10 protein-coding genes are annotated in these 12,910 nt (G+C 69.4%); 9 read left to right on the forward strand and 1 reads right to left on the reverse strand.

Annotation, left to right across the window (positions count from 1 at the left end; all coding sequences use genetic code 11):
- The first annotated feature begins 26 nt into the window (after nucleotides 1-26).
- The 8 genes from ID554_RS07145 (at nucleotide 27) to ID554_RS07180 (ending at nucleotide 10,673) form a co-directional block, all read left to right on the forward strand.
- Nucleotides 27-1,058 carry an ABC transporter substrate-binding protein gene (locus ID554_RS07145; protein ID WP_117228575.1) on the forward strand — a complete coding sequence of 344 codons (1,032 nt, stop codon included), beginning with the start codon at nucleotides 27-29 and terminating at the stop codon, nucleotides 1,056-1,058.
- 89 nt (nucleotides 1,059-1,147) lie between these two features.
- Nucleotides 1,148-2,140 carry a Crp/Fnr family transcriptional regulator gene (locus tag ID554_RS07150; protein ID WP_147333469.1) on the forward strand — a complete coding sequence of 331 codons (993 nt, stop codon included), beginning with the start codon at nucleotides 1,148-1,150 and terminating at the stop codon, nucleotides 2,138-2,140.
- A 304-nt stretch (nucleotides 2,141-2,444) separates the two neighbouring features.
- Nucleotides 2,445-3,293 (forward strand): hypothetical protein, encoded by an 849-nt coding sequence (locus ID554_RS07155; protein ID WP_117228577.1) that lies wholly within the window; start codon nucleotides 2,445-2,447, stop codon nucleotides 3,291-3,293.
- Nucleotides 3,290-4,681 carry a YcaO-like family protein gene (locus ID554_RS07160; RefSeq protein ID WP_117228578.1) on the forward strand — a complete coding sequence of 464 codons (1,392 nt, stop codon included), beginning with the start codon at nucleotides 3,290-3,292 and terminating at the stop codon, nucleotides 4,679-4,681. The genes ID554_RS07155 and ID554_RS07160 overlap by 4 nt, the downstream gene beginning before the upstream one ends.
- Nucleotides 4,678-5,988 carry a YcaO-like family protein gene (locus ID554_RS07165; RefSeq protein ID WP_117228579.1) on the forward strand — a complete coding sequence of 437 codons (1,311 nt, stop codon included), beginning with the start codon at nucleotides 4,678-4,680 and terminating at the stop codon, nucleotides 5,986-5,988. Before ID554_RS07160 ends, ID554_RS07165 begins: the two co-directional genes overlap by 4 nt.
- 10 nt (nucleotides 5,989-5,998) lie before the next feature.
- Nucleotides 5,999-7,237: a YcaO-like family protein gene (locus ID554_RS07170; RefSeq protein ID WP_117228580.1), complete on the forward strand. Its 1,239-nt coding sequence runs from the start codon at nucleotides 5,999-6,001 to the stop codon at nucleotides 7,235-7,237.
- Nucleotides 7,234-8,577, forward strand: coding sequence for a TfuA-like protein (locus ID554_RS07175; protein WP_117228581.1), 1,344 nt, complete (start codon nucleotides 7,234-7,236; stop codon nucleotides 8,575-8,577). Before ID554_RS07170 ends, ID554_RS07175 begins: the two co-directional genes overlap by 4 nt.
- The gene (locus tag ID554_RS07180; protein ID WP_117228582.1) at nucleotides 8,574-10,673 is read left to right on the forward strand and encodes a prolyl oligopeptidase family serine peptidase; all 2,100 of its coding nucleotides are present in this window, start codon (nucleotides 8,574-8,576) and stop codon (nucleotides 10,671-10,673) included. Before ID554_RS07175 ends, ID554_RS07180 begins: the two co-directional genes overlap by 4 nt.
- A gap of 94 nt (nucleotides 10,674-10,767) precedes the next feature.
- On the opposite strand, the gene ID554_RS07185 is transcribed toward ID554_RS07180, so the two are convergent.
- Nucleotides 10,768-12,150 carry an MATE family efflux transporter gene (locus tag ID554_RS07185; RefSeq protein ID WP_223884630.1) on the reverse strand — a complete coding sequence of 461 codons (1,383 nt, stop codon included), beginning with the start codon at nucleotides 12,148-12,150 and terminating at the stop codon, nucleotides 10,768-10,770.
- A 245-nt stretch (nucleotides 12,151-12,395) separates the two neighbouring features.
- On the opposite strand from ID554_RS07185, the gene ID554_RS07190 reads away from it, so the two are divergent.
- Nucleotides 12,396-12,851 (forward strand): hypothetical protein, encoded by a 456-nt coding sequence (locus ID554_RS07190; protein WP_117228584.1) that lies wholly within the window; start codon nucleotides 12,396-12,398, stop codon nucleotides 12,849-12,851.
- The last annotated feature ends 59 nt before the right edge of the window (nucleotides 12,852-12,910 follow it).

Genomic DNA, 12,910 nt, shown 5'->3' on the forward strand with positions numbered 1-12,910 from the left:
GCGAGCATCGCGAAAGGAACCTCACCATGACCAACTGCATAGACCGTGGTCGATCAATAATCGCCGTGGTCGCCCTGGTGCTCACCACCGGCCTGACGGCCTGTGGGGCTGGGACAGACAGCTCCACGGCACCGCCCGCCCCGGCCGGCGAAGGACGCGTCACCTATCCCGTCGCGATCACCAGCTGCGACCTGCCCCTGTCGTTCCCCGCGGCGCCGAGCCGAGTCGTCAGCTTGGCCCAGCCACAGACCGACCTGCTGGTCGCCCTCGGTCTCGCCGATCGCGTCGTAGGTCAGGCACAGGTCCTCGCACCGAACAGCCTGCCCGGCTCGGGCACGACCTCCACCAGCGAGATCCCGGTGCTCAGCGACGACGGCGTACCGAGCAAGGAGATCACGCTGTCGGCAGAGCCCGATCTGGTGCTGGCACCGACTCCGTTCGAGTTCCGCGCCGCGCAGGGCTTCGCCAGCGTCGATGACATCGTCAAGGCTGGCGCGAACGCATACCAGGCGACGGCGGGCTGCACGGGCCACGGCAAGAACCGGGCGGTGACGGACACCCTGACCGACATCGAGAACCTCGGCCGCATCTTCGACGTCGAGCAACGGGCCGGTGACCTCGCCGACCGTTACCGGAGCACGCTCGACGAGGTCGCCGAGAAGGTCGCCGACGCCACCCCGGTCCGGGTCGCCGAGCTGTACGTGTACGGGGAGAGCATCGAGGCTCTGTCAGCCAGCTCGAAGACCGACACGGTCAAGGCAGCCGGCGGTCAGAACATCTTCGACGGCACCGAAGAGATGTTCAAGGACGTCCACTACGCGAAGGTCTCCGCCGAGATCATCGCCGCCGAGCAGCCGGACGCCATCATCCTCCCGGTGAGCAGCCCCGCCGAGGCGGACGCGGCAGTGGCGTTCCTGACGAAGACGTTCCCCAACGTCCCGGCGGTACGCGACAACCGCATCATCCCGTACAGCAGCGCCGCCTCGCTGCCCGGGTCCCTGCACCTCCCGGAGGCGATCCGCGCCATCGCACAGCGGTTACACCCCAACCGCTTCTGACCATGCCCTGATCCGACCCCAGCCCACGGTGCGCGGCGCTCCACAACCAGCAGGGCGCCGCGCACCCGCACCGGCAAGGACGTGATCATTTGGCAGAGTTGCTGCTGACCGGAGACTGGAACAACGATCCGCGCACTTTGATCGATCTCCTGCAGCACGGCCACGCGCTGGCACCGATCGGGCCGCTCCCGCGCGAGTCACCCACGCTGCTCGTGGCGGCAGTACAGGATCCGGGCACGGTCGACGAGGCCGCCCGAACCGCACGCGACCACGGCCTGCCCTGGATGGCCCTCGACTGCACGTCCGATGCCAGCTGCACCGCCTCGGCATACGAGCAGGGTGCCCTGGCGGTGATACACCGGCAGCAGCCCGGCACGCCACTGGCGGACGCGGTCCGCAACACGCTGACCCTGCTGGTCGAAGCGCGCGCCGAGCCGACCGGACCGGAAACCGCCGGAAACAGCCTGACCCGCCACCGGGCCGGGCAACGACTGACCATGCAGCACGGTGAGGTGCTCGAAGTCATCGAGGGTGTCGTCATCACCCGCGCTCTGCACAGCGACGGCACCGAGTCCCTGCTGGACTGGGCCGAACCGGGTCGGCTGCTGCTGGCCCATCCACCCGACCAGTGCCACCTGGAACGGGTCGCACAGACCGACACCGTCGTTCGGCGCCACGAATCGGCCGACCTGGCGCGGGACGACACGTACGTCCAGCGCTTGAGCCATCACATCGTCGAACGCGAGGCATGGTCGGCGATGCAGGCCAGACCACACGTCGAGGACCGCATCCTCGGGCTGCTCACGCTGCTGGCGGAGCGGTTCGGCGTCGGGGATCCCCGGGGGGTGCTGATCAGCCTGCACCTGACTCACGCCCAGATCGCCGCCGCGACCGGCTGCACTCGGCCGACAGCGTCGCGCCTGATCCAACGCCTGGTCCGCGCCGGCCCCATCGCAGTCATCGGCTCCGGGAGTCGAACCCGGTTCCTGCTGGTCAGCGGCCCGTCAAGCCGCGACGGCGGCAGGGAAATTCCACAGACAGACGCCGATGTCTGTGCGATTGCGCACCGTCGCACCGTCTGAATTGTATGCCAAGGGCGGTAGCCGTAGGCACCGACAGCACGCGAGCGATGACGCAAGGTATGTACGTCGATCCGGCCCTCGGGTCGACGTTCCACCGACGAAAGGATCGTCATGGACAAGAAGCTCCTGCGTCGGGTCAGCACCCGCACCCGCAGCGGTGCTCCCGTGCTGCACTCGCACAACCACGCCGTCGCCGGCTCCCCCTTCGCCTGGGAGTAAGCCGACGCCTGCAACACCGGCCCGGGCGGCGTCACCCGCCGCCCGGGCACCCCCACGGCGTAGACCTCGCAGCGAGGAGTTCCTGATGACCCTGACGCAACCCGCCTCCACCGCCACCGATCCGGTACGGCTGAACCCGAACGTCACGGTGTTCAGCGGCCCCACCGATCGGCTGATCGTGCACTTCGGCGGCGACGAGTTCGTCGTCCTGGAGCTGCCGGAGCATCAGGTCGCCGCACTGTCCGGTCTGCTGGTCGGCGAGCGGACCGGCACCGACGCCGCTGCCGCCTTCGACGACGGGGAACTGGACGCGATCCTCGCCGAGATGGCCGCCGAAGGCGTCATCGCCGCACCGGTCGGTCCGGTGCCACCTCAGGCGCTCGGGCGGGTCCGCGTGCTCGGTGACAACGCGGTCGCCACAGCGGTGCGCGAGCACCTCGCCGCCGCCGGTGCGCGACTGTTGGCCGGGGCGGAGCTGACCGGTACCGACGTGCTCGTCGACTGCGCCGGGTGGCTGCCGGACGCGCGCTGGCGCGCGCTCGACCGCCGATGCACCGAAGCGGCGATCGCCTGGCACCGCTGCTACGGCGACGCCACCTCGTTCGTGGTCGGTCCCTTCACGGTGCCCGGCGTGTCGGCGACCTATCGCGACACCCGCGCACGCCTGCTGGCCGCCACCGACGTACCGGATCTGCCCACGGCGCTGTGGGCGTACCTGGACACCCGGGGCCCCGACACGCCGTTCCCCTGGCCCGCGACGCCGGCGATCGCCACCGTGGCCGCACTGCTCGCCGCGGACGTGACCGCCTATCTGGCCGGGGCACAGCCGCCGCATCTCGGCATTCAATCGGTGTTTGATCTCGCCCGCCACCGGTGGAACCACCACCAGGTCCTGCCGCTACCGGAGGGACTCGACGAGGGGGCGAACGGATGAGCCTCGATCTGGCTCCCACGCCCTACGACGTGCTGGTCGACGAACGGTTCGGTCCGATCAGGAAGGTCATCGAGTTCCCGCTCCCGCCCCGGTTCCCACGTCCGCTGGTCACGCGCGGAGCCGACGTCGCCCATTCCCTCGCACCCACCCGGTGGCACGCCGACCGCGCCGCCGTCGGCGCTGCCTTCGACGACGAGTCGGCCGCCCGGCAGGCCGCGATCGGCGAAGCGGTCGAGCGCTACTGCGGCAACTTCGTCCCCTCCGGCCTCCGCCGTGCCTCGTACGACGAGTTGCGTCGCGCCGGCCTTCCGGCCCTGGATCCGCACGAGCTCGTGCTGTTCTCCCCGCGGCAGTACGCCGCCGCTGGTTTTCCCTTCGTGCCCTTCACCCGTGACCTACGGGTCCAGTGGGTCCCCGGCCACGATCTGGCCACCGGCGCCGAGACTCTGCTACCCGCCTCCTGGGTGTACTGCAACTATCACTTCGGCGAGCGGATCGGCGTCGAGCCGCCGACGCATGGCGTGATCTATGCGGGCGTCGCCGCCGGCCCCTCCCGCGACTTCGCCGAACGGTCCGCCATCGAGGAGCTCATCGAGCGGGATGCGACGGCGATCTGGTGGCACAGTGGGGCACCGGCCGTCGGGCTGGACGTCACGGACTCGACACTTCTACGCCGGGCGATGGTCAGCGTCGAGGATATCGTCGAGTACCACTTCTTCCGGATACCGAGCCTGTTCAACAGCCCGGTCATCGGCTGCCTGATGCACGACCGCGAACTCGACGTGGTCGGAGCCGGTTTCGCCTGTCGCACCGACGCCACCGCTGCCGCGCTGAAGGCACTCAGCGAGGCCATCGGCACCTGGTTCTACTCCACCGGTCTGCTCGATCCGAACGGCGCCGTGTGGTCCGCGATCGACGCCGGCGCGCTCGACGCGCGCGCGTACAAGCCGCATCGGGCCGACCGCCGCTACCTCGACGATTTCCGGGCCGACTTCCGTGATGTCATCGACCTGGGGTCCCAGTTGCAGGTCTACCTCGACCCGCGCATGCTGTCGCACACACGGCGGATGACGGACATCCCTGAGCGGATCGCGATCGGCGAGGTGCCGGGGGCGCCCAGTGCCGGCTCCCATGACCGCGGGCATTACCTCGACGAACTCTCCCGGCGCGGGTTGCGCGCCTACTCGGTCGACCTGACCACCTCCGACGTACGGCCCAGCGGGCTGCGGGTGGTACGGGTCCTCGTGCCGGGGCTGTATCCGAACGCACCGGCCGCTCTGCCGCATCTGGGCGGCACCCGGCTCTACACCGAGCCGGAGGCACTCGGTCTTCTCGAGGAACCGCTCACCGAGGACCGTGTCGACCTGACTCCGATACCGCACGCATGAACGGCGCCACTCCCACGCCAGCCGTCTCCCGGATGCTGGTCGACGCGCGGTGTGGAATCGTCCGCGGCATCGACGGGTTGGCGCTGCACCCTGATCTCCCGTCGGCGCTGAAGGCAGCCATCGCCTCGCCCAGTGCCTATGTGCCCGGTGCTCCCGCCGGCCACCAGGCATCACCGGGCGGTGCCGCCTGGTGGCAACCGGAAGCGGCCGCCATGGCCGCGCTCGGCGAGACGATCGAACGGTACTGCGCCCACGCGGTGCCGGCCGGATTGACAATGACCAGCTGGAACGAGCTCCACCTGCAGGGCACCGACGCGGTCGACCCACACCAGCTGGCGCTGTACGACGACGAACAGTACGCGGCGCGCGGCTTCCCGTTCACCCGCTTCACCCGAGACGACACGGTCACCTGGGCTGCGGGCAGCGACACCGTCACTGGCGCACCGGTCCTCGTGCCGGCTTCGCTCGTGTACTTCTCCCCCGCCACCCGCGGTCGCATGCCACACCTGCCCGTCAACGCCGGTCTGGCGGCAGGACACGACCTCCGGGACGCGACCCTGCGGGCGCTGGAGGAAACCATCGAGCGGCACTGCCTCGCCACGGCGTGGCTCGCCGGAGCGGGCTTCGTCGACGTCGGAGCACCAGCCTGGCTGGTCGACGTCCTCGGTGGCACGGACCTCTTCGAACTCCAGGTGTTGCACGTGCCGAACCCCTTCGCGCTCCCGGTGACGGTCGTGCTGCTGCGCAACAGCCACTCCGGCCTCCTCGGCATGGGGGCCGCGTTGCGGCCGCGCCGTGCGGACGCCGTCGCCAAGGCCGCCGCCGAAGCGGTGGTGTCGTACCACGCCGCCAGCCAACTCGACGACGAGGAGATCTTGGGCGGGTGGCTGGAAGGCGCCTCGTCGACCGCGCTACGGCCTTGGCGCGCCGATCGGTCCTACCGCCAGGCATACCGCGCCGACTGGCGCGATGTCGTCGACGTCTTCTGCCACGTACAGCTCTACCTCGATCCCGCCATGTGGCCCCCGTTGCGTGACCGACTGTCGGTCACACACGCCCCCGACGCAGATCGGTGCGTGGAGGCGGCGGACCGCGAGGAGTACCTGAAGCGGCTCGACGCGCACGGTCTTCGCATCGTCGGCGTCGATCTGACCACGACGGACGTACGCCACGCGGGTTTGTCGGCCGCCCGCGTCGTCGTGCCGGGCCTCCGCAGCACCGCACCGGCCGCCTTTCCTTTCCTGGGGGGCTCCTGGTCACTCCGGCGTACCGGGCCGGCCTGCCTGCTGCCGCTGCCACACGCGTGAGAGGAACCGCATGAACCGACTGCTGCCGGGTGACACACCACTGGTCAAACTGCACACCGACGGAACACACCGGGTCGCACCACTGGCCGAGACCATCGACCGGGTCCGCCGCCACTTTGGCCCGCTGGGCATCACCCGGGTCGCCGACGTCACCGGGCTCGATCGCATCGGTATTCCTGTCGTCATGGTCGTACGCCCGAACTCGCGGTCGTTGGCCGTCAGCCAGGGCAAGGGCACCACCCTGGCCGCCGCCCGGGCATCCGGACTGATGGAAGCCGCCGAGACCCACCACGCAGAGCATCCGCCGGTGCCACTGCGCCTGGCCACCGCTACCGACCTGGCCCGTACGGCGGACGTCATCGCCACCGGGCTCCCGGTCCCGGCCCACTCCGGGTTCCACCCGGACCTGCCGATGCTCTGGGCCGAGGGCACCGACCTGACCAGTGGAGCGCCGGTGTGGGTGCCGTACGAGACGGTGCACACCGACTACACAGTGACGGATCTGCCCGGTGCCGGTTGCTTCTACGCCACCTCCAACGGGCTGGCCTCCGGCAACCATCCACGGGAGGCCGTGTTGCACGGACTCTTCGAGGTGGTGGAACGTGACGCCACCGTGCTGTGGTCGTTGGCGGCCCCGGAGACACAAGACATCACCCGCATCGACCTCGCCACTGTCGACGACCCGGGTTGTCGCCGTCTGCTCGACGACTTCGATCGGGCCGACGTCCTGGTGGCGGTCTGGGACCAGACCTCCGACCTCGGACTGCCGGCCTTCAGCTGCGAAATCATCGACCGGTACGCCAATCCCCTGCACGTGGTCCCCGCCGCCGCCGGCATGGGCTGCCACACGGATCGCGGCGTGGCCCTGTCACGCGCGCTCACGGAGGCAGCGCAGAGCAGACTGACCGCGATCACCGGATCACGCGACGACCAGCCACCTCCGGCCTACGCCCGCAGCCACGATCTGCACGCTCTCGCCGGGCACCGGGCCGTATTGGCTGACGAGAGCCCGGCCCGACGCGATTTCCGACAGGTACCCGAGATCCGGCACGACACTGTCGACGACGACATCGCCGACGTGTGCGCCCGGCTGGCAAAAGCCGGCTGCGACCGCGTCGTCGCCGTCGACCTCAGCCGTCCCGAGTTCGGCATCGACGTGGTCCGTGTCGTGGTTCCCGGCCTGGAGCATGTCGACCTCGACTCGGCCGAGGTCATGATCGGGCCCCGCGCGCGGCAGGCCATGGCATGAAGGCGGTGGTGTTCGCCGGGCCCACGATCGGACCGGACGACGTGGCGACGCGGGGCATCCGATGGCGGCCACCGGCCGCGCAGGGCGATGTGTACCGGGCAGCGCTGGGCAGACCCGCTGTCATCGGCATCGTCGACGGCTACTTCTCCGCCGTGCCTGCGGTCTGGCACAAGGAGATCCTCTGGGCAATGAGCCGGGGTATCCATGTGCTGGGTGCGGCCAGCATGGGGGCACTGCGCGCCGCCGAGCTGCACCCGTTCGGGATGGTCGGCGTCGGTGCGGTCTTCGACGGCTACCGGGACGGTTCGTACCAGGCCGACGACGAGGTCGCGGTGGCGCACGGCGATGCCGACTCAGGCTACCGCGTGATGTCCGACGCGCTGGTCAACATCCGTGCCACGCTGGACCGCGCCGTCCACGACGAGGTGCTCACGCCCAGCGTCGCCGGTCGCCTGCTGGACCTGGCCCGAGGTCTGTTCTATCCCGAACGCCGCTATCCGCGGGTGCTCGACCTGGCCCGGCAGGACCCCGAGCTGCGCGCCTTCGCCGACCAGGTGACCATGTTCAGCCGCTGGCTGCCCTCCGGACGGATCGACCAGAAGCAGGCAGACGCGCGAGCGCTGCTGCAGCGGGTACAGCAGCTGGTCGACACCGGCGTCGAGGCCGCACCGATCTCTTTCCGGTTGGCCCAGACGCAGGTGTGGCGTCAGGCGCAGGCCCTCAGCGCCGCGGCGGACACCGGTGGCGGCCCGAACACCGACCTCACCCTGCTGCGCGACGAACTTCGCCTCGACGGTGAGTATCCGGAGGCGTACCGGCAAGCCCTGTTGCGCCACCTCATGCTCCGCGAGGCACACCAGCGTGACCTGCGGCCGGGCCGCGACACGCTGGCCCATGCGGCGGACCGGATGCGTCGACGCCATCAGATCGACGGGAAGGCCGCGATGGACCGGTGGCTGGCCGACAACGATCTGAGCGCCTGCGACGGCGAACGGCTCATTCGGGAACAGGCCACTCTGCCGCTGGTCGACGTCGTACACCAGCAGGAGGCGCTCGTGCTCCTGCCCGACGTGCTCCGCCTCGATGGTCGGTACCGCACGCTGGCCAGCCGGGCGCACGCCAAGGCCGATTGGCTCGCACAGCGTGGTGGTCGCCCACCTGAGCTGGCCGACTGTGGCCTGGCCGAGGACGAGCTGTGGACGTGGTACTTCCGGCATCAGCGCCACAGCCCGGTGCCGGAGGATCTGGCCTCCTATGCCAGGGCCGCCGGCTTCTCCGACCTGGACGAGTTCCGTCGAGCCGTCCTGCTCGACCACGCCTACCATCAGGAGCCCAGATGACCATCTCTCCCACCCGCGCCACCGACTACCCGATGGCACGGCGCGACGACCTCGTGGAGGATCACCACGGGACCGCCGTCGCGGACCCGTACCGCTGGTTGGAGGATCCCGACGACCCGCAGACGCAGCAGTGGGTCGCCGCGCAGCACCGACTCAGCCGGGAGTATCTCGACCGTTCACCGTGGAAGCGGATCATCCGGGAGCGGCTACGCGCGGTGTGGAGCCTGCGTACCTGTCACACCGCGCTGGTCCAGGGTGGCCGGTACTTCTTCTTCCACAACGACGGCGAGCAGGAGCAGGACACGCTGCAGGTGATGGACTCCCCGGACGCAGAGTCGCGGGTGCTACTCGACCCGGCCGAGTTCTGTGGGCCGGACAACGGGCACGACGGGGCGGTGGCGACGATCTCCTATGCCACCGCCAGCCCGGACGGGCGACTGCTCGCCTACAGCATGTCCTACGGCGGATCGGACTGGCAGGAGTGGCGGATCCGCGAGGTGAGCACCGGGCGTGACCTGCCCGATCAGCTGTTGTGGAGCAAGTTCTCGTCGGCCGGATGGAATGCCGACGGGACCGGTTTCTACTACACCCGCTACGATGCGCCGCCACCGGAGGCCCACGACTGGGATCCCGACCGGGATCCCCGGGTGGTGTTTCACCGGGTGGGCACCAGCCAGGACGACGACGAACTGATCTATCAGGACCCGGACAACCCCGAACAGGGGATCACGGTCGGCACGACCGAGGACGGCGCGTACCTGTTGCTGTTCATCTGGCGCGGCACGGACACCACCAACCTGCTACGGGTGAAGGACCTGCGGACACCCGGCGCTGCGATCGCCGAACTGCTGCCGTCGGCTGCGGCGGCGTACTCGTACATCGCGGGGCACGGCGACACGTTGTGGCTGCAGACGGACCTGGACGCGCCGCGGGGGCGGATCATCACCGTCGACCCGCGCCGCCCGGACGAATTCACCCAACTGGTCGCCGAGGCCGACGACGCGATCCAGGGAGCCGGGGTCATCTCCGCGAAGCTCTATGTCGCCTACCTGACCGACGCCGCCTGCCGGGTACAGATCTTCCACCGCGACGACGGACAGCCGCTCGGCGAGTTGCCGCTGCCGGAGCGCGGCACCCTGGAGGGGTTACGCAGCGCGCCGACCGGTACGGAGGCGTTCTTCTCCTTCACCAGTTTCACCCGCCCGGCGACCGTGTACCGGCTCGATGCCAGCGACGACAGCGTCACGGTCTTCTTCGCGCCGACCTACACCTTCGACCCGGACAGCTTCCTGGCCGAGCAGATCTGGTACGACAGCGCCGACGGCACGCGTGTGCCCATGTGGGTGTGCCGGCACCGCGACGTACCGCTGGACGGAAGCGCACCGACGTTCCTGGCCGCGTACGGCGGGTTCGGTTTCGCCATCACCCCCACTTTCACCCCCGGCCCGATCGCCTGGATGCAGCTCGGTGGCGTGTACGCGCTGGCCAACGTACGCGGCGGCGGTGAGTTCGGCGAGGAATGGCACCGTGCAGGCTCCGGCCGCAACAAGATCAAGGCCGTCGAGGACCTGATCGCCGCCGCGGAGTGGCTCTCGTCGCACGGGTACACCAGCCCGCAACGGCTCGGGCTCGGCGGCATCAGCAACGGCGGTACCCTGGTGGCCGCCGCCGCGGTGCGCCGTCCCGACGTCTGTGGGTGTGTCATCCCGGTCAACGGCGTGTTGGACCTGCTGCGCTTCCACCAGTTCACGATCGGCTGGTCGTGGGTGTTCGAGTACGGTTCAGCGGAGGATCCGGAGGACTTCGCGGCCCTGTACGAGCTCTCGCCCCTGCACCGGCTCCGGTCGCACCAGACGTATCCGGCGACGTTGATCTGCACCGCCACCCGTGACGACCGCGTCGTGCCGGCGCACAGTTACAAGTTCGCCGCGACCTTGCAGCACACACAGTCCGGGACAGCACCGGTCCTCCTGCGGGTCGACCTCACCTCGGGGCACGCGCGTGATGCCCGGGCCACCGAAGGGCTGGAGGATCTCAGCGACCGCTGGACGTTCGCCGCGCACACACTGGGCATGCGGGTGCCGCCGGAGGCGTGAACCCATCAGTCGGGCCGGCGGCGTGGTCATGCTGCCGGCCCGTGTCTGCCTGCCTTCCCCGTGCCGCTCGTCGCCCAAGCGGCGAACTGGTCGTTCAGGACTCGGCGGCGCCCTCGATGGCGGATCGCGCCCAGCGGCCGGTGCGGTACCGCCAGAGGGTGAGCCCCGCTCGGACCCACAGTCCGGTGGCGAAGCCGACGTAGACACCGGCCAAGCCGAGATCCGTGTACGTCACGCAGAGGTAGGCGAGGGGCATTGCGACGACCACCTGGCTGAGCACCCCGATGTACATCAGACCCCGGGTGTCGCCGGCGGCCCGCAGTACGCCTGCGAGAGTCATCGCGACAATCATCGCGGGCACGATCGCGATCAGTGCGTACACGACGTTCCGGGCCTCAGCGACGACGGCCGGGTCGTCGGTGAATCCGTGGAAGACGACACCGGGGGCGAGCAGCGGCGCGGCGACCACGATCACGGCGAGTGCCGCCATGACGACTGCGCCCGACCGGCGGTAGGCGTGGGCGCCGGGCAGGTCACCGGCGCCAAGGCGCTGGCCGACCAGGATCGCGATGCCGCTGCTGGCACCGAAGATCACCGCCCACAGGACGGTCACCGTGATCACCATGAGTCGGTATCCGGCCAGCGGTTGCTGGCCGAGCGTGGCCACGAGGACGACGAGCACGACCTCACTGCCGTAGGCGAGCACCGAGAACACGAGATCGGGCCAGCCCATCCGCCACAGCGAGCCGCCCATGCCCGCGGATCGGTGCAGGTGTGTCGGGCGCCAGAAGGGATACCGGTCAGACAGTCGCCGTCGGGCCTGCACCGTGATGTACACGGCACCCATCAGGCTCGCAGTGAAGGTGCCCCAGGCGGAGCCGACCGCGCCGAGATCGAGACCGAACACCAGCGCATAGTCGAGCGGGATGTTCACGAGGCTCACCAGCATGACGACCCGCATGGCGGTCTTCGTCTCGCCGATGCCGCCGAACACGCCCCGGAAGTGAGCGGTGAGAGCGATCAGCGGAAAGGAGGCAGCGAGGATCCGCAACACCGCCGCAGCCTCGGCAGGCGGGTCTCCGTGGGCGATCACGGACACGATCAGTGGTGCGAGGACGGCGACGACGACAGTGATCGCCAGTCCGACGGTCAGGCACAGCACTGCGCCGACATCGAGAACACGGCTGATCCGTGCGGTGTCGCCGGCTCCCTTCCACCGGGATACGTGCACCTGGACGGCCGTGGCCCACGGCAGGATCAGCGCAGAGCCGAGCACATAGACCGGCAACACGAGGCTCATCGTGGCAAGCGCCTCGGTGGAGTACTGTCCGACGATCGCGGTGTCCACGACGCTCAGGGCGAGCGTGGTCAGTCCGCCGGCGATGATCGGCCAGGTGACCCGCCAACTCTCCGCGAACCGCTCTCGGAAGCCGGACGTTTCAGACTCGATTAGATCGGCCTGGTCGGCCGGCATCATGGCCACGGCTACCCTCCGTGTCGACGTCAACGAGCGCACCGGTACGCACGCCTGAAAGAGGGGGTGGTCGCCTCAGCGCTGCGCGGCGGACAGGGGGAAGCATATCGATGACGAATATCGTTATCAACAACCCGGCCGAGGGTCGGAAGTAGAACCAACCGAGGCGACCTCCTGAAACCTCAACACATGCGTCTCATTGCATGTATCGTGGGAGGTGACGCGACACGATCAGGGAGGAAAGCGCCATGAGTACCGACACCACCACACATCCCACGCACCCGGTGGCGCACCAACACACCCACGGCCCCGAATGCGGGCACCGCAGCGTGCGACACCTCGGACATGTCGACTTCCTGCACGACGGGCACCTGCACCACGCACACGAGGGGCACTACGACGAGTGCAGCGTCGACGGCCACAGCCCGGCCGAACAGCACGAACACCGTCACGGCGCCGGATGCGGGCACGTCGCGGTCGAGCACGACGGGCACACCGACTACCTGCACGACGGCCATGTGCACCAGGTGCATGACGATCACTACGACGAGTGCGCATCGGATCAGCACGTGATCGCCGAGGACCACGCGCATGTCCACGGGGACGGCTGCGGCCACTCCCCGGTGGCGCACGGCGATCACCTCGACTACGTCCACGACGGTCACCGGCACGCCGCGCACGGTGGCCATTACGACGAGCACTGAGCCGCCGGGTCGACCGGGACACCCCCCCCGCGCGGTAATGATTACCGTTACGGATTGCA

The organism is Micromonospora craniellae (assembly GCF_014764405.1).
In the GTDB taxonomy this organism is placed as follows: Bacteria; Actinomycetota; Actinomycetes; order Mycobacteriales; family Micromonosporaceae; genus Micromonospora; species Micromonospora craniellae.